17 protein-coding genes and 1 riboswitch are annotated in these 26,405 nt (G+C 71.6%); of the genes, 10 read left to right on the forward strand and 7 right to left on the reverse strand.

Annotation, left to right across the window (positions count from 1 at the left end; all coding sequences use genetic code 11):
* Positions 1 to 23: 23 nt before the first annotated feature.
* Together WME85_RS07305 and WME85_RS07310 are read right to left on the reverse strand one after the other, a co-directional pair.
* Positions 24 to 1,595, reverse strand: coding sequence for an amidohydrolase (locus WME85_RS07305; protein WP_437836454.1), 1,572 nt, complete (start codon positions 1,593 to 1,595; stop codon positions 24 to 26).
* A gap of 677 nt (positions 1,596 to 2,272) precedes the next feature.
* Entirely contained in the window at positions 2,273 to 3,115 is an 843-nt protein-coding gene (locus tag WME85_RS07310) for a helix-turn-helix transcriptional regulator (protein ID WP_437836456.1), read from the reverse strand.
* Between the two features lie 119 nt (positions 3,116 to 3,234).
* On the opposite strand from WME85_RS07310, the gene WME85_RS07315 reads away from it, so the two are divergent.
* Positions 3,235 to 4,110: a hypothetical protein gene (locus WME85_RS07315; RefSeq protein ID WP_437836457.1), complete on the forward strand. Its 876-nt coding sequence runs from the start codon at positions 3,235 to 3,237 to the stop codon at positions 4,108 to 4,110.
* Here WME85_RS07315 and WME85_RS07320 read toward each other — a convergent pair.
* A complete protein-coding gene (locus WME85_RS07320; RefSeq protein ID WP_437836459.1) occupies positions 4,100 to 5,449 on the reverse strand; it encodes a PAS domain S-box protein in 1,350 nt (449 codons plus the stop codon). The genes WME85_RS07315 and WME85_RS07320 overlap by 11 nt on opposite strands.
* 317 nt (positions 5,450 to 5,766) lie before the next feature.
* Here WME85_RS07320 and WME85_RS07325 point away from each other — a divergent pair, with 317 nt between their 5' ends.
* Positions 5,767 to 6,369 (forward strand): hypothetical protein, encoded by a 603-nt coding sequence (locus tag WME85_RS07325; RefSeq protein WP_437836461.1) that lies wholly within the window; start codon positions 5,767 to 5,769, stop codon positions 6,367 to 6,369.
* A gap of 626 nt (positions 6,370 to 6,995) precedes the next feature.
* On the opposite strand, the gene WME85_RS07330 is transcribed toward WME85_RS07325, so the two are convergent.
* The gene (locus tag WME85_RS07330) at positions 6,996 to 7,808 is read right to left on the reverse strand and encodes a haloacid dehalogenase type II (RefSeq protein ID WP_437836463.1); all 813 of its coding nucleotides are present in this window, start codon (positions 7,806 to 7,808) and stop codon (positions 6,996 to 6,998) included.
* Positions 7,809 to 7,992: 184 nt separating this feature from the next.
* Between WME85_RS07330 and WME85_RS07335 the strand changes: the two genes are divergently transcribed.
* Positions 7,993 to 8,910 carry a LysR family transcriptional regulator gene (locus WME85_RS07335; protein ID WP_437836465.1) on the forward strand — a complete coding sequence of 306 codons (918 nt, stop codon included), beginning with the start codon at positions 7,993 to 7,995 and terminating at the stop codon, positions 8,908 to 8,910.
* A gap of 12 nt (positions 8,911 to 8,922) precedes the next feature.
* Here the strand turns inward: WME85_RS07335 and WME85_RS07340 are convergent, their stop codons facing one another.
* A complete protein-coding gene (locus WME85_RS07340) occupies positions 8,923 to 9,495 on the reverse strand; it encodes a hypothetical protein (protein WP_437836467.1) in 573 nt (190 codons plus the stop codon).
* A gap of 80 nt (positions 9,496 to 9,575) precedes the next feature.
* A complete protein-coding gene (typA, locus tag WME85_RS07345; RefSeq protein ID WP_437836470.1) occupies positions 9,576 to 11,462 on the reverse strand; it encodes a translational GTPase TypA in 1,887 nt (628 codons plus the stop codon).
* Positions 11,463 to 11,562: 100 nt separating this feature from the next.
* A riboswitch (cobalamin riboswitch) is annotated at positions 11,563 to 11,769 on the forward strand.
* A 236-nt stretch (positions 11,770 to 12,005) separates the two neighbouring features.
* Here typA and WME85_RS07350 point away from each other — a divergent pair.
* On the forward strand, positions 12,006 to 14,321 hold the full coding sequence (locus WME85_RS07350; RefSeq protein WP_437836472.1) for a TonB-dependent receptor: 2,316 nt from the start codon (positions 12,006 to 12,008) through the stop codon (positions 14,319 to 14,321).
* Positions 14,322 to 14,397: 76 nt separating this feature from the next.
* On the opposite strand, the gene WME85_RS07355 is transcribed toward WME85_RS07350, so the two are convergent.
* The gene (locus WME85_RS07355) at positions 14,398 to 15,153 is read right to left on the reverse strand and encodes a hypothetical protein (protein ID WP_437836474.1); all 756 of its coding nucleotides are present in this window, start codon (positions 15,151 to 15,153) and stop codon (positions 14,398 to 14,400) included.
* Between the two features lie 24 nt (positions 15,154 to 15,177).
* On the opposite strand from WME85_RS07355, the gene WME85_RS07360 reads away from it, so the two are divergent.
* From WME85_RS07360 to WME85_RS07385, 6 genes are all read left to right on the forward strand, one after another.
* Complete coding sequence (locus WME85_RS07360) at positions 15,178 to 17,331, forward strand: N-6 DNA methylase (RefSeq protein WP_437836476.1); 2,154 nt, start codon at positions 15,178 to 15,180, stop codon at positions 17,329 to 17,331.
* Positions 17,332 to 17,340: 9 nt separating this feature from the next.
* Positions 17,341 to 17,940, forward strand: a complete 600-nt coding sequence (locus tag WME85_RS07365; protein ID WP_437836478.1) for a DUF4276 family protein — start codon at positions 17,341 to 17,343, stop codon at positions 17,938 to 17,940.
* A 154-nt stretch (positions 17,941 to 18,094) separates the two neighbouring features.
* Positions 18,095 to 18,802, forward strand: a complete 708-nt coding sequence (locus WME85_RS07370) for a DNA-directed RNA polymerase (protein WP_437836479.1) — start codon at positions 18,095 to 18,097, stop codon at positions 18,800 to 18,802.
* 156 nt (positions 18,803 to 18,958) lie between these two features.
* Positions 18,959 to 21,427 (forward strand): ATP-binding protein, encoded by a 2,469-nt coding sequence (locus WME85_RS07375; RefSeq protein ID WP_437836481.1) that lies wholly within the window; start codon positions 18,959 to 18,961, stop codon positions 21,425 to 21,427.
* A 206-nt stretch (positions 21,428 to 21,633) separates the two neighbouring features.
* Positions 21,634 to 23,382: a protein kinase domain-containing protein gene (locus tag WME85_RS07380; RefSeq protein WP_437836483.1), complete on the forward strand. Its 1,749-nt coding sequence runs from the start codon at positions 21,634 to 21,636 to the stop codon at positions 23,380 to 23,382.
* 413 nt (positions 23,383 to 23,795) lie between these two features.
* Positions 23,796 to 26,282, forward strand: a complete 2,487-nt coding sequence (locus tag WME85_RS07385; RefSeq protein ID WP_437836485.1) for a sodium-translocating pyrophosphatase — start codon at positions 23,796 to 23,798, stop codon at positions 26,280 to 26,282.
* Positions 26,283 to 26,405 lie beyond the last annotated feature (123 nt).

Here is a 26,405-nt window from a genome sequence, read left to right on the forward strand (position 1 = left end):
CGCCGAGCGCACGGGATGCGGCGCTAGCCCTTCGGCCGCAATGAATCGGCGGTGTAGACGATCTTCCCCCCGACCATGGTCATGAGCACCTGAATCTTCCCGAGATCGTCCTCCGGGATCTGAAGGAAGTTCTGGTCCAGCACGATCATGTCAGCGAATTTGCCGACCTCGATCGAGCCCACGACCTTCTCCAGCCGCAGCTGGTAGGCCGAGTTCATGGTGATCGCGCGCAGGGCCACGCTGCGCGGCAGGAGCGGGTCGTCGTTGAGCCGGCCGGCATAGGCCGGGCCGAAGCTGGCCGGATGCGTGGGGTCCCCCTTGCGGGTGACGCCGATCTTCAACGCCAGGAACTCGGCGAACGGATCGACCGGCCAGTCGCTGCCATAGGCGATCCTCGCGCCAGCGTTTTGCAGGCTGCCCTCGGGCTCCAGGCGGGCATAACGCGCCGGCCCGAGCTGGTTCTTCATCGCGTCGACGGAATAAGGGGCCTCTTGCGCCCACTGGAACGACATCACCGGGATCACGCCGAGCGCCTTGAAGCGGCCGAAGTCCGCCGGATCGACCGTCTCGCAATGCGCGATCGCCGCGCGAATGTCGCTGCCTGGCAGCCGGGCGCGCACGTCCTCGTAAGCGTCGAGCGTCTGCCGCACCGCACGATCGCCGATGGCGTGGACGTGGGGATCGAACCCGGCCTTCACGGCCGCGAGGAGGAGCGATTTCAGCGTGTCCGGCGGGAAGTAAACGTCGCCGCTGCGCGTGCCCGGTTCCCACCTGGGCGCGCCGTCCGCGCCCACGTTGACATTGTACGGCGCGAGCATCGCCGCTGTCTGGGCCGGCGCCTGCAGGACACCATCCATCATGATCTTGACGTGGCGAGCGCCGACGCCAGGGGCCGGCTCCGCGGCGGCCTGATCATGGGAGGCCGCCAGGGCCCTGGCCGCCGCGATCGCTTGTTCCGGGCCCTTCGCTACCTTGTCAGGATCCATGAGAATGGCGAAGAACGCCCGCGCCGTCAGGTCGCCGCGGCGCTGCACGGCCGTGAACGCTCGCAGCGCACGTTCGTCCGAGGACGCGTCCATGAACGTGGTCACGCCCTGGCGGCGGATCGCGTCGAGCGCCGCCTTCGCGCTGCGCACGTCGTCCTCTTGCGCCGGCGCCGGCATGGCCGCCATGACAAGCGCGATGCCGGCATCCTCGAAGATGCCCGTCGGCCGGCCGTCTGCGTCGCGATCGATCTTGCCGCCGACCGGATCGGGCGTCTTGGCGGTGATGCCCGCCAGCGCCATGCCGCGCGAGTTGGTCAGCACGCTGTGGTGGTCGGTGGAGTGCACGAGGATCGGCCGCTGGGTCCTGAGCGCGTCGAGGGCGGCCAGGGTCGGGTCGGCGTCCACCGATACCGTGCCCTGCCGATCCCAGCTCGTCACCTCGAGCCACTGATGATCGAGAGCCTTGGCTGGCTCGCCGTCGAGGCAGGCCTGGACCTTCTCCTGGATCTGCGCGATGGTGAGCGTCTTGTAGTCGAGGCTGCACATCAGACGTTGCGCCCCGCCGGACATGACGTGCAAATGGCCGTCGACCAGCCCGGGCATCAGCATGCGGCCCGTGAGATCGATGACCTCGGTCCGAGCGCCCACGTACTCCTGTACGCCGCTGTCGGCGCCGACATAAACGATCCTGCCGGCGCGCACCGCGACCGCCTGGCGCACCGAGTCCGCGCTGTCGACGGTGTACACGAACCCGTTCCGGAGCACGGTGTCGGCCGGCTGCTTCATGGAGGCGCCGCAGGCGACCTGCATCGAAAAAAGCGCGCACGACGCCACGTACGCGGCGCTGAACGCGCGATGACGGCGGGGGGGAACGCGGCTGTCGCCTGCAGCCCGAGACTTGCTCCTCATGAGTGCTCCTGTGGCCATCCTGCGTCGCCTGCGGCACGGCATTGCCATGGCCGGATGGGCTCGCTCGAGCCCAGAAACGGAGACCTTCGTCGTCGTGTCTCCTGAGAGCTCCGCTCTGGACATGCCCGCGTCGCCCGGGAGGCCCCGAATCGAGCCCCCATCGTGGAATACACGAACGAGACCATCCCTGCAAGACCAGCCGCGGCTCGCCAGATGGCGGCTCCGCTCGGCCGGGAGGGCTCATGACGATTCGTGATCAACGCGGCGCCCTCGTGGCGATTCGCGCACGGCAAGACGACTTGTCCTGGAGCTGGGGCTCGTCGGCCCCGCTGCTCCCCGACCCGGACAGGCCGCATGCCCGACCACCGAAGACCGATCTAGCGGGCGCGGGCGAGCCGGGCCTCGAAGAGCTTGCGGTCGCCTCGCGCCGCCTTCCGGAAGCCGCGGGGCGAGACGCCGGCCGCGCGGTGGAACGTGCGCACGAAGTTGGAGAGGTCGCCGAACCCGACGTCGAGGGCGATGTCGGTGATCGACCGGGTGTCCTCGGCGAGCAGGCGGGCCGCGCGGCGCAGCCGGGCCCGGACCAGGTACTGGTGCGGGGTCACGCCGAGCACCCGGGCGAAGAGCCGCAGGAAGTGGAATGCGCTGAGACCGGCCTCCCGCGCGGCGCTCTCCAGATCGATCGGCTCGTGCGCGTGCGCGTCCACCCACAGCGCCGCTTCCACGGCGCGGCGGCGGTCGCGCGCCCCCGCCTCCGGCGGGCGCCGCCCCTGCCCGGAGACCACCTCGACGAAGCGGGCCGCGAAGAGCATCCCCGCCTCGTCGAGGCCGACGCCGCTCCTGCCCTCGGCCGCCGCTTGCGCGAGCTCGCCGAGCACCATCAGCCCGGGCAGCGGCGGCACGCCGCCGGTCCGGAAGGCCTCGCCCCGGGCGCCGATCGCCTCGACGAGCGCCGGAGCGAGGTGGAAGGACAGGCACTCGTCGCCAGCGACGTGGTCGTGCGTGCACATGTACTCGTCGCCGGGGTGCCCGACCAGGAGCGACCCGGCCACGAGCTCGAACGACGCGCCCCGGACGCGGTAACCGAAGCTGCCCTTGCGCACGTACGAGACGGAGAAGCCGCGGTGCAGCTCGGTGAACGGCGCGTCCCCGGGGCCGGCGCTGCACCGGTAGTCGAGCACCGAGATGGCGTCGCGCCGCAGCACCGTCGTGACCACCATGTCCACCGAACTTACCGGCGGCGGCGAGCCCGGGCAACCGGCGGCCGCTGACAACCCCGTGGCGGCCGGGCGACCATCTACCGGGCCGGCCGCGGATCGAGTAGTCGTTCTCCATTCCCGTGACGCGCCACGACCTCGGCCTCTCCGCGCTGATCTCCTGTCTCGCCCTCGCCGGCTGCAATGCGATCTCGGGTGTCGACGGCCTGACCTTCGACGGCGTGGACGCGAGCGGCGGCGGTGGCGGCGCCGGCGGTGGGTCAGGTGGCGGCGGTGAGGTCGGCGGCGGCGGTGAGGTCGGCGGCGGCGGTGGGTCGGGCGGCGGCGGTGAGGCAGGCGGCGGTGAGGCAGGCGCCGGCGGTGAGGCAGGCGGAGGCGGCGATGCCTCGGGCGGCGGTGGCGGCGGCGAGTGCGACGGAGCGCCCTGTCCAGCGCCGGTGGGTATCGACGTCGCGGGCCAGACCCTCACCGAGGTGCGCGGCAGCGCCGGTACGGCCACCCCGGTCATGGACCGGTGCCCGGGGAGCCAGGTCATCCTCGGCTTCCGAGGGCTCATCGGGGAGCTGGGGGAGTCGTTCATCCATGGCCAGATCCAGGCGCAGTGTGGCCACCTGGCGCTCGACGGAGCCGGCCCGTACACGATCGCAGCGACCCCCGGCGACATGACCCCTGTCGAGGGGGGCTATGGCACCGAGCCCTGGGAGATGCTGTGCCCGGAGAACCAGGTGGTGGTGGGCTTCAGCGGCTGGTCCGGCTCCTACCTGGATCTGCTCTTCATCGCCTGTGCGCCGCTCCTCGTGACCGGGGCGCCCGGCGATCTCCGCGTCGAGGTCGGGCCCGTCACGTGGCCGGACGGCGTGGGCGGCGACGGCGGCACCGAGTTTCCGGACACCTTCTGCGGTGCCTCCCAGGTCGCGAACGTCGTCCAGACCGTCGTCTCGGGCGCCCCCATCAGCGCCATCGGCCTGGGCTGCGCGACGCCCTCGCTCACGTACTGAGCCGTCCCCTGTCGCTCGCGGAGCGCTCGTCCGCGGGGCTCGGCCTCACCCCCCGGCGCCGCCGGTCGAGGGCGTAGGCGATACCGCTCTGAAACGAGCCCTGCGTCACGATGCCGCTCAGGTCGGCCCCGAGCTCGATGAGCGTCCGCGCCGCCTCCGGCCCGACGCCCGTCAGCACCACCTCGGCCCCGAGCAGCCGCGCCGCGCGCGCCGCCCGCACGAGCCCGTCCGATGCGTACGCGCCCGGCGCCCTGACGCCGGTGATGTCGAGGATCGCGACGGCGGCCTGCTGCGCCGCGATCCCGCCGAGCAGCACCTCGATGATCCGCTGCGCCCGCGCCTCGTCGATCGCGCCCACGAGCGGCATCGCGAGCACCTCGTCGGCGATCGGGATGAGCGGCGTCCCGAGCTCCCGGAGCGCGCTCGCCTGCGCCTCGATCACCTCCTCTTGCAGCGCGATCCGCTCGGACTCGGACGCGATCTCCGCGGTGATGTCGCGGAGGAAGATGGCCATTGCCGCCCCCGCTGTCGCCCGTCGGTCGAGCGCGATGGCGTCCACCCGCGCCGTCCAGGTGCGCCCGTCGGCGCGCAGGAAGTCGACCCGGCCGCTCCAGCTCTCCTCGCGGAGGAACAGCGACTCGGCCTGCTCCTCGGAGAGCCCCGCCGGCCCCGGCGCCAGCCAGCGCCATATCGCCCTGCCGGCGACGCGCTCCCCCGGCGCGACCATCTCCGTGAACGCCTCGTTCGCGTGGAGGACGTTGCCCGCCGGGTCGAGCACGGCGATCCCGTCGAGCGCGTGCTCCACGAGCGCCTTGGCGCGCGCGAGCGCGGCCTCTGCCTCGCGCTGCTCGGTGACGTCTTGAACGCTGCCCAGCACCACCCGCGGAGCGCCCCCCGGGTCGCGCGAGTGAACGACAACGCGGTCGAGGAGCCGCCTGTAGGTCCCGTCCCGCTTGCGGATGCGGTACTCGTGCTCGAGGACCTCGCCGTCGGCCGCGCGCCGGAGGCGCTCGAAATTCCGCATGAACCCGCCGAGATCTTCCGCGGGCACGAGGGTCGTGAGCGCGCCCTCGCCCATGGCCTCGATCTCCTCGGGGCTGTATCCCGCGAGCTCGGCCACATTGCGGTTCGCGTAGACGCTCTGGACGTCGACGATATCGAACAGATAGACGAGGAGCGGGAGCCCCTCGATGATGCGCCGGTCGCGCGCGGCGGTCTCGCGCAGCGCGCGGCCCTCCTGCTCGAGCGTGGCCACCTGCGCCCGGAGCTGCTCCACGAGCCCCCGGAGCTCGGCGTTCTCTGCCCTGAGGGCTTCCGCGGAGAGATGTTCATCCTTCATGCGCTGCTCCCGGGGTCCGGTGTACAGGGAGACGGTGATCTTACGCTGATGCGGTCGCCGCACACCACCGGTGCGTGCGGGGCGTCGGCGAAGCGGTCTGACGGCGATGGCGGCTCTCGCTCCAGGCACGATGGAGGGGTCCTGCGGGCGGCGTGGTCGAGCCTGCCGCGGCGCCTCCGGCGCGTGCTGGCGAGCTCATCGGCGGGCCAGACGCTGGAGGAGACGGGGGAGGGGAGCGGTGGGAAGGGCAGCGCGGCGGCGCGCCGGGCGCCTCCGGGGGGCGCGGTGGCGCGCTGGAGATGCGTTAGAGTTGTCCGATGATCAGCTCGCCTTCCCCTGTTCCCTCCAGCCGCCGGTCCTCACGACCGGGCGGGCGGCGTCCTCTGGGCGCGACGCTCGCGCGCGCGGCGTCCGTCCTCGGTCTGTGCGCGCTCGCCACGTGCGACTCCCTCGACAACGTCGACGTGGAGGTCGGCGGCAAGGCGGTTGTCCAGCCAGGGACCCTCATCGACGACCTCATCGCCGCGCTGGACTTCGATGCTTTCCAGCGCATCGATCTCTCGGCGGAGTTCGAGAACCAGGGGGTCACGAAGGACGACGTCGACGCGGTGCACATCGTCCACTTCACGCTCCGTATCGAGAGCCCGGCCGACGGGAGCTTCGATTTCCTGACCTCCGCGTCGTTCTTCGCCGAGACGGACGGCCAGCCGCGGGTGCTCATCGCGAAGATGGACGAGGTGCCGCGCGGCGCGCGCGAGCTGTCGATGGATGTCGTCGAGGGCGTGGATCTCACGCCCTATGTCGTGGCGCCGAGCATGAGGATCACGAGCGAGGCCCGCGTGAGCGGTCGCCCCGACGTGGAGACGACCATCGCCGCGGACGTGCTGCTCGACGTCGACGTCAACGTGCCCGGCTGTTAGCGCGCGTCGCCGTCGCGTCCGCCGGGGGGCGGGCGCCGAGCCTTCCGGGGTCGTGCCTGGATGTCTCGCACGGGCGCCCTCGAGCGAGCTTTCGAGAATTCCAGACGTCATGCCACAATGACCTGACGCGCACAAGAAGAGCAGATGCGGTGCATTTCGGTCTGGCGATCTCGCCCGCATCGTTGGTATAGCCGTCTGGCGGGAGCGAGTAGTAGTGAGCGGGCTATCGCAGGTAAAGTCGCCGGGCGGTCTGCCATGAACGCGCACCCCCCTCGGGCCGAGGGTCCCATTCGGCCCGAGGGCTCTTTTTTCTCACGCTGGCGCCCGTGGGGCTGACCCCGTGGGTCGCTGGCACCCGGCGGTGCACTCTCCGCGGCGCCCCGAAGCCCCGCAGGTAGCCGCCTCCACAGGCAATCGCTCATGAATCGTCACAGGGCGTCTGACGGTTCATCTCTTCTTTTCTCTCCAGGGCATCTCTTCTTCTCTCTTGACGTCCTTGGCGTCTTGGCGGTTCATCCCTTCTTTTCTCTCTTTCTCTCTCCTGGCGCCTTGGCGCTTCGACCCCTTCTCGTCCTTGTCCGAGCACCGCGCTCTCGACGTCATCCCGCCCTGGCGCGTCCGGCCGCTCACGCCCCCGCCGTCGCGAACTCGACCAGATCGGTTAGGCTCGCTCCCGCGGCATCCGCGGTCACGCCGAGCTCCTCGGCCGGCAGCCCGAGGCGGTTGACCCAGAACGTCGGATAGCCGAACCACCTGGCGCCCGCCGCGTCCCAGCCGGCGAACGGGACGAACACGATCTCGTCGCGCTCGAGGTGGAACGCGTCGAGCGCCATCCGATACGCGCGCGGATCCGGCTTGTACGTCCTCGCCCGGTCGGTGCTGAGCGCGTGCTCGAGCAGGCCTCCCAGGCCGGCGCTCTCGATCGCGGCGCCGAGCATCCTGGGCGTGAAGTTGGACAGGAACGAGAGCCGGATACCCGCGTCCTTCAACGACCTCAGCGCCGGCGCCGCGTCCGGCCACGCCCTGAGATCGAGATACGCCCCGAGGAGCCGCGAGCGCTTTGCCTCCCCGAGATCGAGCTTCAGCAGCCTCTCGGCGAACACCAGCGCGTCGCCCGTCACGCGCCAGAAATCGGCGTACTCGCCAGAGGCCACCCGGAGCCACGTGTACTCGAATTGACGGGCGCGCCAGGCGTCGCTCAGCAGCGCGCCCTTGCCCGGCGAGAGCTCCTCCGCGAGCGCGGTGATCGGCCGCGGATCGAGGACGGCAAAGGCGTCGAAGGCGACTGCCCTGATCCTCCGGCGCGCTGCAGGCCGCGGCGGCGCCGGCCCGCGCTCCGCAGCGCACGAGGCGGTCATGGCCAGCGGGGCCGAGCCGAGGAGGCCTGTCGCGGCGGTCCCGGCGACGAGGTCGAGAAACTCACGGCGATTCGAAAGCATGCTTTTCCTCGAGCAGGTGGTCCGACGTGGAATGCACGAGCGCGCAGGCGCACGAGCGCGCGACATCGCCGCAGAGCGTGCACGCTCCCCCGTTGCCCGGGGATCCGCCATCGCCGTATACTCGCCATGCACCCTCGCATGGCGCGGAGCGCGCTCCAGCAGCAGCGCCCCGCGCGCCGGAGCCATGCTCGACTGGGACGACCTGCGCTACTTCCTCGCCGTCGCGCGGCACGGCAACCTCTCCGCCGCCGCGCGCGCGCTGAAGGTCACGCAGCCGACGGTCGGGCGGCGCATCGAGGCGTTCGAGCGGCGCCTCGGGGCGAAGCTCTTCCTGCGCTCGCCGTCCGGGTTCGCGCTCTCGGCCGCCGGCGAGGGCGTGCTCGGGCACGCCGAGCGCATGGAGCAGGGCGCGCTCGCCGCCGAGCTCGCCGTCGCAGGGCGCGACGCCGGCCTGAAAGGACACCTGCGCGTCACCGCGTCCGAGTGGCTCGCCGTCCGCGTCCTCGGGCCCCTGCTCGCCCCGTTCCTCGCGCGTCACCCCGCCATCTCCGTCGATCTCGTCGCCGACGCGCGCTGGCTGAGCCTGCCGCGTCGAGAAGCCGACATCGCCCTTCGCCCCGCGGCGTTCGAGCACCACGAGGTCTTCCAGCGCGAGGTCGCCCGCATCGGGTTCGGCCTCTACGCGTCGGAGGCCTACCTCGCCGAGCGCGGCCCGCCGGACTTCGGCCGGCAGTGCGAGGGCCACGCCCTCGTCACGATGAGCAGCGACGAGCCGCCCGCCGTCGCCGATCTGCCGTGGCTGCGCGCCGTCGCCGCGCAGGCCCGCGTGGCCGCCCGCACCAACGGCCGCGAGGCCCAGGCGACCATGGGCGCCGCCGGGGTCGGGCTCGTCTGCCTGCCGCGCTACCTGGGCGACGCGACGGCGGGCCTGCGCCTCCTCGCGCCGCCCTCGCCGCCGCCCGAGCGCGCGCTGTGGCTCGGGGTGCACCGGGAAGCGCGCGCGGTGCCGCGCGTGAAGGCGCTCGTCGCGTTCATCGCCGACGCCCTCGCGTCGCTGCGGCGCGCCCTGCTGCCCGACGCGCCAACTCGGGGGATCAGGTGACGCGCGCGCCCGCTACGGGCCGCCGTTGAGCTGACACGCCCGGTGCTCCTCGAAGGCCTCGGTGCAGACCTCCCTGAACGGCGTCTCGCACGCGGACGCGCTGGAGCCCAGGCACTCGAAGAGCGGGTCGAGCCACCGCGCGATCTGCTGGCAGGACGTCGTCGACGCGATCTGGATGCCGGTGCTCATGCAGTCGAAGTACGGCGCGGTCAGCGCGTTGCAGGGGCGCGGCGCCGTGAGCAGCTCCGCGCAGGCCTCGCGACAGCCGTTCTCCGGGCACGCTCGGTCGAAGAGCGCGCAGAAGGCGCCGCACGAGGCCATCTGCGCGTCGATCGGGTCCGCGCCGCTCGCGCTCGACGACTGCGGGCCCGCGCTCACGTCTGGCGCGCCGCTCGCGCTCGACGTCTGCGGGCCCACGCTCGCGCCTGGCGCCGCGCCCGCGCCCGCGCTCGACGTGACGCCCGCGCCCCCGGAGCCCTCGGTGCTCCCGGGCGACCCGTCGACGACGACGTTCCCGCCGCAGGCGCTCGCCCCCGCGAGCGCCACGAGCGAGGCCAGGCCCGCTGAAACCAGCGTCGTTCTCATGCGGCGATACTACACCGGGGCGGGCAGGGCAGGGGCGCGCGCCCCCGTCGAGCCCGTGCGCGCCCGCGCGCGCCCGCGACTCACTCCACGGCCTGCGACTGCTCGATCGCGTCCTCGCGGCGCTCGCGGCGGTTGCACGCGAGCACCTTCTTGCGGACGCGCACCGCGTCGGGCGTGACCTCGACGAGCTCGTCGCCGTCGATCCACTCCATCGCCGTCTCGATCGTGAGCAGCCGCGGGCTGGCCAGGAGGACGTTCTCGTCCTTGCCGTGGTTGCGCACGTTGGAGAGCTTCTTCTCCTTGATCACGTTGACGTCGGTGTCGTTCGGCCGGTTGTGCTCGCCGATGATCATCCCCTCGTAGACCTCGACGCCGGGGACGATGAAGAACATCCCGCGCGGCTGCAGGTGGTGCAGCGCGTACGGGGTCGCCACGCCGGCGCGGTCGGCGACGATGGCCCCGGTCGGGCGGCGCATCATCGGGCCGCCCCAGGGCGCCCAGCCGTCGAACATCGTGTTGAGCAGGCCCGTGCCGCGCGTCGCCGTCAGGAACTCGCCGCGGAAGCCGATGAGCCCGCGCGACGGCACCCGGAACTCGAGGCGGGCGCGCCCGAAGCCGGGGTTCGTCATCTTCACCATCCGGCCGCGCCGGCCGCTGAGCCGCTCGGTGACGATGCCGACGTAGGTGTCCGGCACGTCCACGACCACGAGCTCGACCGGCTCCATCACCTCGCCGTTGATCTCGCGCGTCACCACCTCGGGGTTCGAGAGCTGCATCTCGTACCCCTCGCGCCGCATCGTCTCGACCAGGATCGCGAGCTGGAGCTCGCCGCGCCCGAGCACCACGAAGGTGTCCGGCACCTCGGTCGGCTCGACCCGGATCGCGAGGTTCTTCATCGCCTCGCGCTCGAGCCGCTCCTTCAGGTGGCGGCTCGTCAGGTACTTCGACTGCTTGCTCTTGCCGGCGAACGTCGACGTGTTCACGCCGATCTTCATCTTGATCGTCGGCTCCTCGACCACGATCCGCGGCAGCGCCTCGGGATGCGCCGGATCCGCGATCGTGTCGCCGATCGTGACCGACTCGAGCCCGGCGATCGCGACCACCTCGCCCGCGACGGCGCTCTCGACCGCGACCCGCTTCAGCCCCTCGTAGGCGTAGAGCATCTTCACGTAGCCGCGCGACTGCCCGTCCTCGCCGAGGAGCGCGACGTCGGCGCCGGACCGGGCCGTGCCGCGGACCACGCGGCCGACGGCGAGCCGGCCCACGTAGTCGTCGTGCGTCGTGTTGCAGACGATGACCTGGAGCGGCCCGTCCGGGTCGCCCGAGGGCGCCGGGACCCGCTCGAGGATGGTCTCGAAGAGCGGCTCCAGGTTCGTGGCCTCGTGCTCGAGCTCGCGCTTCGCCTGGCCGAGCTTCGCGACGGCGTAGAGCGTCGCGAAGTCCTGCTGCGGGTCGCTCGCCTCGAGGTCGCAGAAGAGGTCGAACACCTCGGAGAGCACCTCGTGGGCGCGCGCGTCGCTGCGGTCGATCTTGTTGATGACGACGATGACCGGGAAGCCGCGCTGGAGGCACTTCGAGAGCACGAAGCGCGTCTGCGGCAGCGGGCCCTCGGCGGCGTCGACGAGGAGCAGCGCCCCGTCGGCCATCATCAGCGTGCGCTCGACCTCGCCGCCGAAGTCGGAGTGGCCGGGCGTGTCGACGATGTTGATCTTGACCCCGCGGTACCGGATGCTGGTGTTCTTCGCGAGGATGGTGATGCCGCGCTCGCGCTCGAGGTCGTTCGAGTCCATGACCCGCTCGGCCACGACCTCGTTCTCTCGGAAGGCGCCCGACTGGCGGAGCATGTGATCGACGAGCGTCGTCTTCCCGTGGTCGACGTGGGCGACGATGGCGATGTTGCGGAGATCATTACGCGGCATATACGGCGGCGGCCGTGTAGCACGCGACCCACGGAGGAGCGAGCCCATCCTCGCCAGAGGTCGAACGTCCGGCCGCCGATCTCGCGGCAGCCGCTCGCTGGCGCCGGGCTCGACGGGACGACGGTTGACAGGCGATCGAGCGCCGCCATAGGGTGCGCGCCGTGCTGGTGCCTGGGCCCTTGCCCAGGCTCAATAGGGAACCCGGTGAGAATCCGGGGCTGCCCCGCAGCGGTAAGCGAGAACGACCTCCACGACGAGCACTGGCCCGAGAGGGCTGGGAAGCGGTGGACAGTAGGAAGTCGGCCAGGCCGAGAAGCTCGCAAGCCCGAAGACCTGCCAGCGCCCGGCGACGGGGAGACATCTGGCGCCGGTTCGACCTGGGAGCCTCGAGGGAGGCGGTGAGGTCCGTGCCGTCGCAGCGTCTGCGCGCGTCCCGGAGTCCGACCCGCCCCCTCGCTGCCTCCCGGTAGCCCGCGGGGGCGAGAGGTCGGTCCAGGGCATCGCCGCCGCTGGACAGCCATCCCTCCGCGCGGCGCTCGGCGCGAGCGGCCTTGAGCCGCTCTGCGCGATGCCAGCACAAGGAGGACGCGCATGCCGCGCGAGACGATCACGAAGCGCAACGGACACCGCCTCTCACGCCACCTGCTCGCCGCACTATCGATCTCGCTGACCGTCGCGCGGCTCGCGCGCGCCGAGGTCGAGGCGCCGGAGGTGCCGGCCGCCGCACCGGGAGCTGCCCCGTCCGAGCGCAAGGAGGACACCTCGCAGCGCGCCTCCGGCACGGTGGTCGCGGGCGGCGTGGAGGCGCCCGTGGACGGCAGCGCGGGGGCGCTCGCGGACGGCGGCGGCGCGAAGGCGCTCGCGGACGGCGCGGGGGCGAGCGCCGACGGCGGCGCGATCGAGGTCACGATCCAGGCGGAGAAGCCGGCGAGCGAGGCCGCCTCGCGCGTCTCGATCGGGCATCGCGAGCTCGAGCTCAGGCCGAGGCTCCGGCCGGGCGACATCGTCGAGGCGGTCCCGGGGCTCTTCGCCGTGCAGCACGCCGGCGGCGGCAAGGCCAACCAGTACTTCCTCCGCGGCTTCGACGCGGACCACGGGACCGACGTCGCCTTCTTCGTCGACGGCGTGCCCGTCAACATGGTCAGCCACGGCCACGGGCACGGCTTCACCGATCTCTACTTCGTGATCCCGGAGCTCGTGACCGGGCTCGACGGCTACAAGGGGCCTTATTACGCGAGCATCGGCGACTTCGGCACCGCGGGCGCCGTGAACTTCCGCTTCGCCGAGAAGCTCGACGAGAGCCACGCGCAGCTCAGCCTCGGGCAGTACGGGATCGTGCGCGGCCTCGTGGTCGCCTCGCCGGATCTCGGCGACGCCTGGCGCGCGGTCGCCGCGGCGGAGGTCTACCGGAACGACGGGCCCTTCCTCAGCCCGGAGCGGCTCAAGCGCTTCAACGTGTACCTGAGGGCGACGCACGACCTGAGCCCCACCGGGAAGATCCAGATGACGTGGATGTCCTACGGATCGACCTGGCACGGCTCCGGCCAGATCCCCGCGCGCGCCGTGTGCGGCGAGGGCGAGCAGGGCCAGCTGAACCCGCCGCCGTCCGCCTACGGACAGCCGTGCATCGATCACTTCGGCTCGGTCGACCCGACCGAGGGCGGGGCCACCCAGCGGCACATGGCGTCCCTCGCGTACTCGACCGCGTGGCGGGACGCCGAACTGAGCGCGCTGGCCTACCTCGTCCGCTACCGCCTCACGCTGTACTCGAACTTCACGTTCTTCAGCGAGGACCCGGTCCACGGCGATCAGATCGAGCAGAACGACGACCGCATCGTCGGAGGCGCCGAGCTCCGGCTCCGCAAGCAGCTCGAGCACCGCGGGGTGAAGCTCACGACGTCGCTCGGCGCGCAGATCCGCGCCGACGCGATCGACAAGTCCCTCCACCACGACGAGGCGCGCGAGCGGCTCGAGGAGCGCGGCAGGGCCCACGTCGACGAGGGCCAGATCGGCGTCTTCATCGAGGAGGACGCCCGGATCCGGCGCTGGCTCCGCTTCGTGGCCGGGGTGCGCGGGCAGTGGATCGACGTCAACGTGGACGACCGGCGCGAGGACCTGGGCGCGACAGGGAACAGGTCGAGCGGCTTCCGGGGGCAGATGCAGCTCTTCCCGAAGCTCACGGCGATCGTCTCGCCCGTGGCGGCGCTCGATCTCTTCGCCCACTACGGGCGGGGCTTCCACTCGAACGACGCCCAGGGCGTGGTGCTGCGCGAGGGGGCGGCGACGCTCATCACCCCCGCGACGGGCTACGAGGTCGGCGCGAGGGCCACGCCGCTCCGCGGCCTGACGCTGAGCGCGGCGGGGTTCCTCCTCGATCTCGACTCGGAGCTCGTCTGGAGCGGCGACGCGGGCGCGACCGAGCCGTCGGGGCAGACGCGGCGCTACGGCCTGGAGATCGGCGGGCGCTACCGGCTCGGGAGCTGGCTCTTCGCCGACGCCGACGCGACCTTCACCCGCGCGCGCTTCCGGGCGAACGCGGGCAACGGGAGCGCGGTGGCCCTCGCGCCGACCCGGACGCTGACCGCGGGGGTCGGCGTCCGGCCGACGTTCGGCGCGTTCACGCCGTTCGCGGCGCTCCGGGTCAAGTCGATCGGCGCGCGGCCCGCGACCGAGGACGCGTCGCTGACGGCCGAGGGGTTCACGGTCGTCGACGCGAACGCGGGGCTCCGGTGGAAGGACGTCGAGGTGGCCGTGGACGTTCAGAACCTCTTCGACGCGACGTGGCGCGAGGTCCAGTTCGCGAGCGAGTCGCGGCTGCCGTACGAGCCGGCCGCGGTCACCGGCATCCACTACTCGCCGGGGTGGCCGTTCACGGCGATGGGGCGGGCGACGCTGTACTGGCGGTGAGGGGATGCCACGCTCGAGCCCGCGTGGCCGAGCGCGTGGCCGTGGCGTGCGCGAGGCGGCGAGGGGATGACGTTCGCTACGGAAGCGGCGGCGGCAGGAGGCAGGCTCGCGACCGGCGGTACGCGCGTGTATCGTTCGCGCAGCCATGCCGACGCCCCGCGACGTCTTGCTGCTGCTGCCCCGGGCCGAGCTCGCTGCCCTGGCCGATCGCTTCGGGGTCGACCTGCCCGACCGGCGGAAGAAGGACGCGATCATCGACGCGATGCTCTCGGCGCCAGGGCTGCAGCTCGACGAGCTGCTGCGCGCTCTGCGCATCGATGAGCTGAAAGAGCTGTGCCGCGCGCTCGGTCTTGACGTTCGGGGGCGTGACAAGGCCCTCTTCATCGCGCGTCTGCTCGAGGACCGCTCCCCTGAGAGAGCGGCGCTTGTTCACGTGGGTACACAGCGGGCAACGGCGTCCAAGCTCAGCCTGGGGAGCGGAGCGCGAGAAGGTCGGCTTACGAAGGAACAGATCGTGGGCTGCCTGCTGGAGGCAGACAAACTCCTCCGGCACGCGCTCGGTCCAAGCGGGCAGCATCGGTTGACGATCGCCGTCCTGCTCCTCCTGAAGCGTCTGAACGACGCGGAACCCTCCACGTTCGACATCGCGGTGCCTGCCCAGGCGCGATGGGCGACGGTGGAAGCGAGCCTTCCGGCGGTAGACCTGGCGCTCAACCGGGCCTGCGTGGCGCTCGAGGAGAGCAATCCGGCTCTCCAGGGCGTGCTCTCCTGGGTTGACTTCACGGACGAGCGACGCTTCGGGGATCGCGCGGAGCGCCTTCGTCTTCTCCATGAGCTCGTCCGGCCCCTCTCAGGGATGTCGTTTCGAGACGGAGATCTGGCGACGCCCGACGTGCTGGGGCGTGCCTTCCAGATGTTCCTCGAGGAGGTGGACCTCCGGGACGCCAGGCGCGTCGGTGCGCCCCACCCCACGAGCGCGGTCGCGGAGCTGATGGCGGAGCTGCTCGCCCCCTCCGAGGGGATGCGCATCTACGATCCGGCGTGTGGCTACGGCACCTCGCTGATCGCGTGCGCGACATACGTCGAGCGCCGCGGCGGAGACGGGCGAAGCCTCTCGCTCCGCGGTCAGGAAGAGAGCGTCGAAGCCTGGACGCTCGCCAGGATCAACATGCTCCTGGCCGGTCTGCCGGACGCACAGATCGACAGGGGCGACGCGCTTCGCGATCCACGCATCACCGCGGACGGTCATCTCGTGACTCACGACCGCGTCCTCTGCGTTCCGCCGATCGGCCTCACGTGGTGGGGGCATGACGTGGCGGAGCGCGACCGTGGTGCGAGCTCGCGGTACGGCGTACCTGTAGGAAATCGAATTTATTTCGCGTACTTGCAGCACATGCTCGCCAGCCTCGACCCTTCGGGGGTGCTGGCGATGCTGGCGCCCGGCGGCGTGCTGTTTGACGGAGGAGCCGAGAGGGAAATCCGCGAGAGAATGCTGCAGCACGACCTCTTCGACGCGGTGGTCGGGCTCCCGGCCAACCTGCTCCCCGCGACGAGGTTTCCCGCCGCGCTCCTCGTAATGAGCCGCGACAGGCCGGCGTCGAGAAAGCGAAAGGTGCTCTTCATCGATGCCTCGCGAGGGTTCCAGAAGGAGAGGACAAGCAACCGGCTCCGGCCCGAGGACGTGACGAAGGTCGTGACGACCTTCCGGTCGGCCAGCGATGTCCCCGGGTATGCGCGCCTCGTCGACGTCGACGAGATCGGGATGAACGGGTTCAGCCTGGCAGTGCGCCGGTACGTCGACGGCGGCGCGCCGCCAAGCGACGAAGCCCCGGTGCAGATGTGGCGGCGCGTCGAGTTAAGGAACTACCGCAGCATCGCGCAGGCCAGCGTCGATCTGGCCCCCTTCACGGTGCTCGTCGGCCCGAACGGCAGCGGTAAGTCCAACTTCGCGGACGCGATCGTGTTCGCGCGCGACGTCGCGACGGACGCCGCGACCGCGATCGAGAGGCGCGGCGGCCTCGCCGGCATCATGCGCTGGCAGCCGACGGAGGAGGATGACCGAGCCGAGGTGCAGGTGGACGTCCGCGCCGCACCATCGCGCTCGGCCCTGGAGACGGACTACCTGCGTCACCGGTTCACGATCCGCGCGAAGGGCGACGGAGCCTGGGCGTTCCACAGCGAGACGATCGAGCTCTTCGCCCGAGGCGCGCCGGTGCTCTCGGTCGAGCGGACGCCCGAGGGGCTGGAAGTGGAGACCGAGCCGGGGAGGCGCGTGATTTCGAGCGAGAGCGCCCCCAGGCTCAGCGAGACCGCGAGCGCCATGGTGTTCGCGCGCCAGCTCTTCGACGTCGCCAGGTCCACAGAGCTCCGGAACGTCTCGCGGATCCGACTCGACGCCGAGGCGATGCGAAAGCCGCAGGTCGCGACCGAGAACACGCGCCTGGACGAGTCGGGAAGCAACATCGCCGTGGCGCTCCGGAGCCTCGATGCCGAAGGACAGGTGCGCGTCCTCGCCGCCATGCAGCGGATCATCCCGGACCTCTTGCGCATCGCCGTGGAGGCGTTCGATCGATTCCTGCTCCTCAAGTTCGAGCAGCGCCAGCCTCGAGGGCGCGTGGCGCGGTTCTCGGCGAGCGAGATGTCGGAAGGCGCCCTGCGTGCGCTCGGCATCCTTGTCGCTGCCCAGCAGATGACCGGGGACGAGCTCTTGATCATCGAGGAGCCCGAGGTTGCGATCCACGTCGGAGCGGCCCAGCTGCTCTTCGACGTGCTCAAGGACGCGTCGACCAGGGGCTCCCTGCTGATCACGACGCACAGCGCCGACCTGCTCGACGCCGCTCGCGAAGAGGAGATCCTCGTGTGCTCGTACCGTGACGGCGTGACGCAGATCGGTCCGCTCTCCTCGGCGCAGCGCGAGGTCGTACGACAGGGGCTGTTCTCCGTCGCCGAGCTGATGCGTTCTGAGCCGCTGCGGATCGAGGGGGAAGAACCTGCGACCGTACAGCTCTGAGCGGCGCTCGTGAAGCGGCTCGTCTGCATCGTCGAGGGCAAGGGCGAGGTCGCCGCCATCCCGAACCTCTGCATGCGGATTCTCCGCCTGCACCTCGGAGACATTGCGTGGATCGTCGATCAGGATCCGATCCGGCAACCTCGTGGCAAGCTTGTGGACGGGACGCGCAAGAGCCCGCTGCGCCTCTGTCACGCCGATGGCGTGCGCCGCGCCGTGCTGCTCGCGCGGCAGACCCGGAACGCCGACGCCGTGCTCGTTCTGTGCGATGCGGACGACGATTGCCCCGCGACGTGGGGCCCCGACGCGGCGCGCGTGGTCAAGGGGCTCATGCCCGGCGATGCAGTCATGGCCGTTTATGAGTACGAGACGTGGTTGCTCCTCAACTTCGCGGAGGAGGCGGTGCGGCGGGCTGGCGTACGCACGCCGGAGAGAAAGCGCGGCGCCAAGGAGGCGCTGGAGAAGCTCGTTCCGGGCTACCTGCCGACGACGCATCAGCTGAGCGAGACGCGGAAGATCGACATCGCCCTCGTGCGCAGTCGCTCCGACAGCTTTGACAAGCTCGTCCGGGCGCTCGCGACGATTTCGGGCATGGCCCTTCCGGATCGCTGACACCGCCACGCTGTCCTCGCCCGAGCGGCAGGCCACGACGAGTGGCAGGCCGCGAGCCGCCGCACGAGCTCACGCTGTAAGGTCAGCGCGGCCGACCCGTTGCGAGAAGGTGCGCCCGCAGCGCTCGTGCCGCGGCGCTTCCACGAGGGCCCCCATGCTGCTCCGTGTCCGCTCGATCAACGCCGCCCCGCGGCACGCCGCGCGGCGTCGCCCGGCGACCGCCGCGGCGCTCGTCCCGCTCCTCGCGCTTGCCACCGTCTGCCTCTTCCTCACCGGCTGCGGCCCTCGCCTCGTCCCGTTCACGCACGAGCTCCGGGTGCAGCACGACCTGACCGACAGGGACGTGAAGAACCTCCAGTTCTACCTCTCGCACGAGGTCGCGCTGCGCCGCGAGCTCACGTCCGAGCGCTCGCAGATCACGAGCAGCCACCAGCTCCTGCTCGTCTCGGGGAAGGTCATCGAGGAGGTCGTCGTCGAGGAGCGCACCCCAGGCGTCGTCGTCGACGCGCGCGCGGGTGTCCTCTCGGTGAGCTTCGAGCCCGGCGCGTCGCTCGCTTTCTCCGCCGCGCCCGAGCCCTCCGCGCCCGCGCCGTCGTTCCCCGGCTTCGCGACCCCGCCCGATCCGTTCCCCGGCAACGCGGGGCCCCTCCTCGCCGTTCCGCTCGCGCCCCCCGAGGGCGGCGCCCCCGGCGGCAACTACTGGCTCGCGGCCGGGCCCGGCGGCGAGGTGCGGTACCAGGGCAAGGCGTTCTCGGCGATCGAGGGCAGCCTGCGCGCGCACCTCCTGATCGACGCCGACGCGCTCGAGGAGGTCGTCGAGCGCCGCAAGGTCCTCCCGGGCGTGCGCCTCTCCGGCCGGTGACGCACCACGGCGCGCGGCGGCGGCGCTCGACCGCCTCCGTGAGCCAGCCTTCAGCCATCCGTGAGCCCTCCGTGAGCCAGCCGGCCGCGAGCTCGCCCGCAGCCGCCGCGCGCCATTGCGAGGGCGCGGCCCCTGGGCTTCCATGCCCGCCCGCCCGTGCCCTCGCCCCCGCTCTCCCTGCTCCGCACGCCGCGCGCCCGCGCGGAGCTCGTCGCGAACGGCTGGGAGCTGTTCTCCGCGCTCCTGTTCCTCTCGGCGGTCGTCCCGGCGGCCCTCACCACTCCATGGCCGGCCATCCTCCTGCTCGCCTCGATGGCCCTCTCGGCCGCGCTCTCGGGCGTGCTCGTCCGGCTCGGCGACCGCGGCTTCGCCATCGCGGCGGCGATCCGGACCCTCTCGTGGCCGCTCGCGGTCCTGCCCCTCGCCGGGCGGGGCGCCCCCGCCGCGCCCCCGTCGTGGCCCAGCCCGCTCGGGATCGGCCACGCGACCCCGCCCGCGTGGCTCGGCCTCCTGGTCACCGCCGTCGCCTTCGGCGTCATGGCCGGCGGCATGCGCCGCGCCATCTACCGCGCCGTGCTCCGCGCGGACGCGCCCGACGGCGGCGCCTCCGAGGCCGCCTCCGCGCGCGCCCTCGCCGCGGCGCTCCGGCCGAGGCTCGCGGAGTCGGCGACCGCCGCGGGCATCGTCGGCGGCCACGTGATGCTGCTCTTCTCCGTCGCGTTCCTCCGCACCCAGAGCCAGCTCGTGTTCCATGCGTGGTTCGAGGTCGTCCCGCTCCTCGCGCTCTCCGGCACCCTCGGCTTCACCCTCGCCGTGCGCCCCGCCACGGGCGCGATCGTCGCCGCCCTCGAGGCCGGCCCGTCCGGCGACCGCGCGCTGCTCGGCCGCGGCCTCGCCCGCGCGGAGCGGCTCCCCGACGTGCTCGCCTACCTCAACTTCGCGCTGTGGCTCGCGTGCACCGCGATCGGCATCGCCTACGTGCGCCCCGGCGCCGCCTTCGGTCACGCCGACGCGCTCATGCAGCTCGGCTTCGGCGCCCTCTTCGGCTTCGGCGTCTCGTTCTACCAGCGCGCGTGGCACAAGGACTCTGTCGCGCGGGCCGTCGACCTCCTGCGCGCGTGGACGGGCGCGCCCGAGCGCGGCGGCGCGCCCCCGATGCCCCTCCGGCGGCGCATGCTCCGCGACTTCGGGCTGCCGCTCCTGTTCACCGGGCTCCTCTCGCTCTTCTCCTCCATCGGCCTCTACCGCGCCCTCGCGACCGGCTCGTCGTTCAACGAGGACTTCAACGCCGTCACCGCCCTCTTCGCCTCGTTCTCGCTCCTCGTGCTCGCCGCCCTCGGCGTCGTCGCGCGCGCGGCGCGCGAGCTCTCGCGGCCCATGGCGCAGCTCGCCCGCGCCGCCGACGAGGTCGCGCGCGGCGAGCTCGACGCCGTGGTGCCGCGGCTCTCCGGGCCGAGGGAGGTCGTGGGCCTCGGCGAGAGCGTCGAGCGCATGCGGCAGGCGCTGTCCCGCACGATCGCCGAGCTCGAGGGCGAGCGCGCCGGCCTCGAGGAGAACGTCGCCGCGCGCACCGCGGAGCTCACGCGCGCGCTCTCCGAGCTCCGGCGGACGCAGGCCGCGCTCATCCAGGGCGAGCGGCTCGCCTCCATCGGCGAGCTCGTCGCCGGCGTCGCCCACGAGATCTACAACCCCCTGAACGCCATCGCCGGCGCCGCCCAGCCGATCGAGGAGCGCGCCGCCGAGCTCCGCGCCGTCCTCGACGCCTACCGGGCCGCCGAGCGCGAGCTGCCGGAGGACCGCCGCCGCGCCCTCGCGGCGCTCCGCGAGCGGCTCCAGGCCGACGCCGCGCTCGACGATCTCGTCGGCATCTCGACCGTCGTCCACCGGGCGGTCGAGCGCAGCGTCCGCATCGTCACCAACCTGAAGAGCTTCTCGCGCGTCTCGGGCGAGCCGCTGCCCGTCGACCTGCACGCCGGGCTCGAGGAGACGCTCTTGCTGCTCGGCCCGCGGCTCCGGCAGGCGCGCATCGAGGTGATCAGGCGCTACGGCGAGCTGCCGCCGGTCACCTGCCGGGGCGGCGAGATCAACCAGGTGTTCATGAATCTCCTCGTGAACGCCATCCAGGCGTTGGAGGAAACATCCACCGCGCCGCCCGCGCCGCCGTCGCCGTCCCCCGCCGCGCCGCCCTCCGCCCCGGCCGGCGAGGCCGGCGCGGCGCCGCGCCCGCCCGGCGCGCCGGCGATCTGCGTCGAGACCTGGGTCGACGAGGACATGGCGGCCGTCGCGATCGCCGACAGCGGCCCCGGCGTGCCGCCCGACCTCGCGCAGCGCATCTTCGACCCGTTCTTCACCACGAAGCCGCGGGGGCAGGGGACCGGCCTCGGGCTCTCGATCTCGACGGACATCGTCCGTCGGCACGGCGGCACGCTCTCCCTCGCGCCGGCAGAGGACGGCCGCGGCGCCGGCCCGCGCCGCGGCGAGCCTGCCTCGGTCCACGGCGCGCGCTTCGTCTGCCGCCTACCCCTCGATCCTCGCCCGGGGAGCGCCCGCCTGCAAGCCGATGCGCCCCCGCCAGCGCGGTCGTCCGCGCCGGCTTGCCCGCCAGCGCGGTCGGCGCTGGCTTGACGAGCGCGCAATCGGCGCGGGTCTCCCACCCCACCGCCAACGTGGAGCGCGCCCCAGATTCCTCTCCATCCGATCGCGGGCCCGTAGACCGGCTGTTTCAAACCGGATACCTTCAGCGAGCGATCCGACTCACCGCACAGCGCAATAAGGCCCCTGAGACAAGCGAAACGCACTTCCGGGGAGCGCTGAGGAGAAACGAAGGCACCATGGAGCGCGCGATTCAGCGACCGGCAGGTCCCAAGGCTTCGAGCACCGATCCGTTGATCGGGAAGGTCGTGGCCGGCCGGTACCGGCTCGAGGCACGGCTTGGCGAAGGCGGCATGGGCGTCGTTTACCGCGCCCGTCACGTGCTGATCGACCGGGTCGTCGCCCTGAAGCTCATCCGGCCCGATCTCCGCGGAGAGACCCATCTCCGCGCGTGGATGCTGCGCGAGGCGCGCGCCGCAAACCGCGTTGACCACGCCCACATCATCGATATCCACGACATCGGCGAGACCGAGGAGGGCGAGCTCTATCTCGTCATGGAGTACCTCGTCGGCACGCCGCTCTCGGCGGAGCTCGCGCGCGGCCCCATGCCGATCGCGCGATCGGTGGACATCCTCGAGCAGATGTGCGCCGCGCTCGCGCGCGCCCACGACCTCGGCGTCGTGCACCGCGACCTGAAGAGCGACAACATCCTGCTCACCCACCGCGGCGGTCGGAAGGACTTCGTCAAGATCCTCGACTTCGGCCTCGCCGCCATCGCGCGCGACCCGCGCCTCGCCCCGAAGGGCGCGGTCTTCGGGACGCCCGAGTACATGTCCCCGGAGCAGGCCCGCGGCGAGGAGGCGACGGCGCAGTCGGACCTCTACGCGCTCGGCGTGCTCTTCTTCGAGATGCTCACCGGGCAGCTCCCCTTCCGCGCGAACGACCGCGACACCCTCCTCGAGATGCAGCGGACCCACGCGCCGCCGCGCCCCCGCTCGATCCGCCCCGACGCGCACGCGCAGGGCGAGTCGATCGTGCTGCGCCTGCTCGAGAAGGACATCCGCAAGCGCTACCGCGACGCCCACCACCTCCAGGAGGAGCTGAAGGCGCTCCAGCGCGGGCTCCCGGCCCACGCCTGGGAGGTCGAGGGGGGCGAGGGCGTGCCGCTGCCGCCGCCGCCGCCGCCGCCGCAGAGCGCGGGCGTCATCGAGTGGGCCAGCCGCGCCGCGCTCTTCTCGCGCATGGTCTCCCGCGCCTACCCGTCCGGGCAGGTGCCGCAGGAGGTGCAGAACGGCCTCGCGCAGGCCTGGGATCTCGCCGCGCGCGCCAACAAGCTCGAGGGCGAGGTCGCGAGCCTCACCCGCAAGCTCGAGGCGCTCGAGCGCCGCGGCCGCGCGCTGCGCGCCGAGATCGGCCGCAAGGTCGAGGAGCTCGCGCACGAGGAGTCGCGCGTGATGCGCGAGGCGATGGCCGACGGCGAGGACGTCGAGAAGGTCCGCGTGGAGCTCGCCGCCGCCGAGAAGCTCGCGCTCTCCGCGCGCCAGCTCGCCGACGGGGCGGCGCGCCAGGGCAACCACGATCCGCTCGTCTACGAGCGCGCGGGCGCGGCCGGCGCGACAGCGCAGGCGAAGCGCGAGCAGCTCGGGCGCTACGAGCACAAGAAGAACGCGCGCGAGGCGAACGCGCGCGACCTGCGCCGCCAGATCGACGAGCTCCGCGCCCAGCTCGCCCGCTACGCCGAGGCCCTCGAGGAGGACCTCGCGCAGGGGCGCGAGCGCGTCGCGGCGCGCACGCGCGAGGGCCTCGCCTACGAGAAGTCCTTCAGCGAGGCGTCGAACCTGCTCCTCAGCCACCTCCGGAACAAGCCGGAGTGTCGGGATCTCGTGGCGGAGCTCCTCACCTCGCACGCCAGCCCCAACGCCGACTCGGGCTCCGATCAGCGCCTCTCCGGCTCCGACCGGCGACAGAACGCGACCGAGCGCAACTGAACACGACAATTCATGGAAGAGCGCGGCAATGCGCGCTCTTCTCCAATTTTCCTTCCCGCGCATCTACGCGATCTCCCTACGCGATCTCCTGACGCAGCGGCGCTGACAAGGACGCTCGTCATGCGCGCGCCTCGCACCCTCTCGACGGCGTCTGCCACGCATGGTAGCTAGCGCGCGCCTCGGCGGTCCCGGTCTCGGTGGCGGCTTACCCGGCAATCCCGGGCATCCCGACACCGCCGGTCGCTGAGGGGCGAGGCTGTGCTGAAGCGTCGGCGTTAGAGCAAGAACCCATCCGGCAGCGCGCCGGTTCCCCTTCCCCTTTACGCAGGCGGCCAACCCCTCGGAACCACGAAGCAGCGGGCGGCGACGGCGCCGTCCTCCGCCTCGGTACTTGCGATGGAGGCACACCGTCCATGAACGTCATCCGGTCTCAAAAGGCCTGGCTTGCACCGCTGCTGGCCGGGCTCGCTGCGCTCGCCCTGCTGCTCAGCGGCGGGCTCGCCAGCGCCAGTGAATCTGATCTAGTCCTCCCCGACCTGGGTTCCCAGTCGTTCGGCGGCATCGACGGCCGCACGCTCCTCCTGGCCGGCATCGGCGTCTGCGTGCTCGGCTTCGTGTTCGGGATCCTCACCTTCTCGCAGCTGAACAAGCTCCCCGTCCACCGCGCGATGCGGGAGATCTCGGAGCTCATCTACGAGACCTGCAAGACGTACCTCGTCACGCAGTTCAAGTTCATCCTGGTCCTCGAGGTCCTGATCGGCGCGGTCATGGTCCTCTACTTCGGCGTGCTGCGCCACATGGAGGCCACGAAGGTCCTGGTCATCCTGCTGGCCAGCCTCGTCGGCATCGCCGGCAGCTGCGGCGTGGCGTGGTTCGGCATGCGCATCAACACGTTCGCGAACTCGCGCGCCGCGTTCGCGAGCCTCAAGGGCAAGCCGTTCCCGACGTACGCCATCCCGCTCAAGGCCGGGATGAGCATCGGCGCGGTCCTCATCAGCACCGAGCTCATGCTCATGCTGATGATCCTGCTCTTCATCCCCGCCGACTACGCCGGTCCGTGCTTCATCGGCTTCGCCATCGGCGAGTCGCTCGGCGCCTCCGCGCTCCGCATCGCGGGCGGCATCTTCACGAAGATCGCCGACATCGGCTCCGACCTCATGAAGATCGTCTTCAACATCAAGGAAGACGACGCGCGCAACCCGGGCGTCATCGCCGACTGCACCGGCGACAACGCCGGCGACTCGGTCGGCCCGAGCGCCGACGGCTTCGAGACCTACGGCGTCACCGGCGTCGCGCTCATCTCGTTCATCCTCCTCGCCGTCCCCGACCAGGCCGTCCAGGTCCAGCTGCTCGTCTGGATCTTCGTGATGCGCATCGTGATGGTCCTCGCGAGCATCGGCTCGTACCTGATCAACGAGGCGATCGCGTCGGCGTCCTACGCCAACGCGGACAAGATGAACTTCGAGGCCCCCCTGACGCGCCTCGTCTGGCTGACCTCGATCGTGTCGGTCGCGCTCACCTACGCCGTCTCGGCGTTCATGATCCCGAACCTCGGGGGCGACACGACGCTCTGGTGGAAGCTCTCCTCGATCATCACCTGCGGCACCCTGGCGGGCGCCATCATCCCGGAGATGATCAAGATCTTCACCTCGACCGAGTCGCGCCACGTCCGCGAGGTCGTGACCGCGTCGCGCGAGGGCGGCGCCTCGCTGAACGTGCTCTCGGGCCTGACCGCCGGCAACTTCAGCGCGTACTGGATGGGCATCGTGCTCGTCGTGCTGATGGGCATCTCGTACTTCTTCGCCGGCCAGGGCCTCGGGCAGCTCATGATCGCCGAGAGCGTCTTCGCCTTCGGCCTCGTGGCGTTCGGCTTCCTCGGCATGGGCCCGGTGACCATCGCGGTCGACTCGTACGGCCCGGTGACCGACAACGCGCAGTCGGTCTACGAGCTCTCGCTCATCGAGAACGTCCCCAACGTCGAGGCCGAGCTGAAGAAGGACTTCGGCTTCACCCCGAACTTCGAGAAGGCCAAGCACTACCTCGAGGAGAACGACGGCGCGGGCAACACCTTCAAGGCGACGGCGAAGCCGGTGCTCATCGGCACGGCGGTCGTCGGCGCCACGACGCTGATCTTCTCGATCATCGTCGTGCTCAGCCAGCACGTGGAGGGCGCGGCGGCGCTCTCGCCCGCGCAGCGGCTGACCGCGGTGATGGGGCTGCTCTCGCCGCTCCACCCGCCGTTCCTGCTCGGCCTCGTGACGGGCGGCGCGGTGATCTACTGGTTCACCGGCGCGTCGACCCAGGCGGTCTCGACCGGCGCTTACCGCGCGGTCGAGTTCATCAAGGCGAACATCCGCCTCGATGGCGTGGAGAAGGCCTCGATCTCGGACAGCAAGAAGGTCGTCGAGATCTGCACGCAGTACGCGCAGCGGGGGATGTTCAACATCTTCCTCGGCGTCTTCTTCTCGACGCTCGCCTTCGCCTGCCTCGAGCCGTTCTTCTTCATCGGCTACCTCATCAGCATCGCGCTCTTCGGGCTCTACCAGGCGATCTTCATGGCGAACGCCGGCGGAGCCTGGGACAACGCGAAGAAGCTCGTCGAGGTGGAGCTGAAGGAGAAGGGCACGCCGCTCCACGCGGCGACGGTCGTCGGCGACACCGTGGGCGACCCCTTCAAGGACACCTCGTCCGTCGCGATGAACCCCATCATCAAGTTCACGACCCTGTTCGGCCTCCTCGCGGTCGAGCTGGCGATCGAGATCGACCGCACGACGAGCCTCGTGCTCGCGGCGATCTTCTTCGTGCTCTCGATGGTGTTCGTGTACCGCTCCTTCTACGGGATGCGGATCAAGTCGGGCGAGAAGGAGACCTCCGCCGCCGGCGTCCGCGCCACGGCCTGAGCCGGTCGCCCTTCCCGCCTCTCCCCCCTCTCGCCCCGCCTCTCCCCCTCCGCACGCGCTGACCTTCCTCGCCGCCGCCCGGCGGCGGGGAGGGCCTTGCACCCAGCGCGCTCGCACTATAGT

It is taken from the genome of Sorangium sp. So ce1153, assembly GCF_051521595.1.
GTDB lineage: Bacteria > Myxococcota_A > Polyangia > Polyangiales > Polyangiaceae > Sorangium.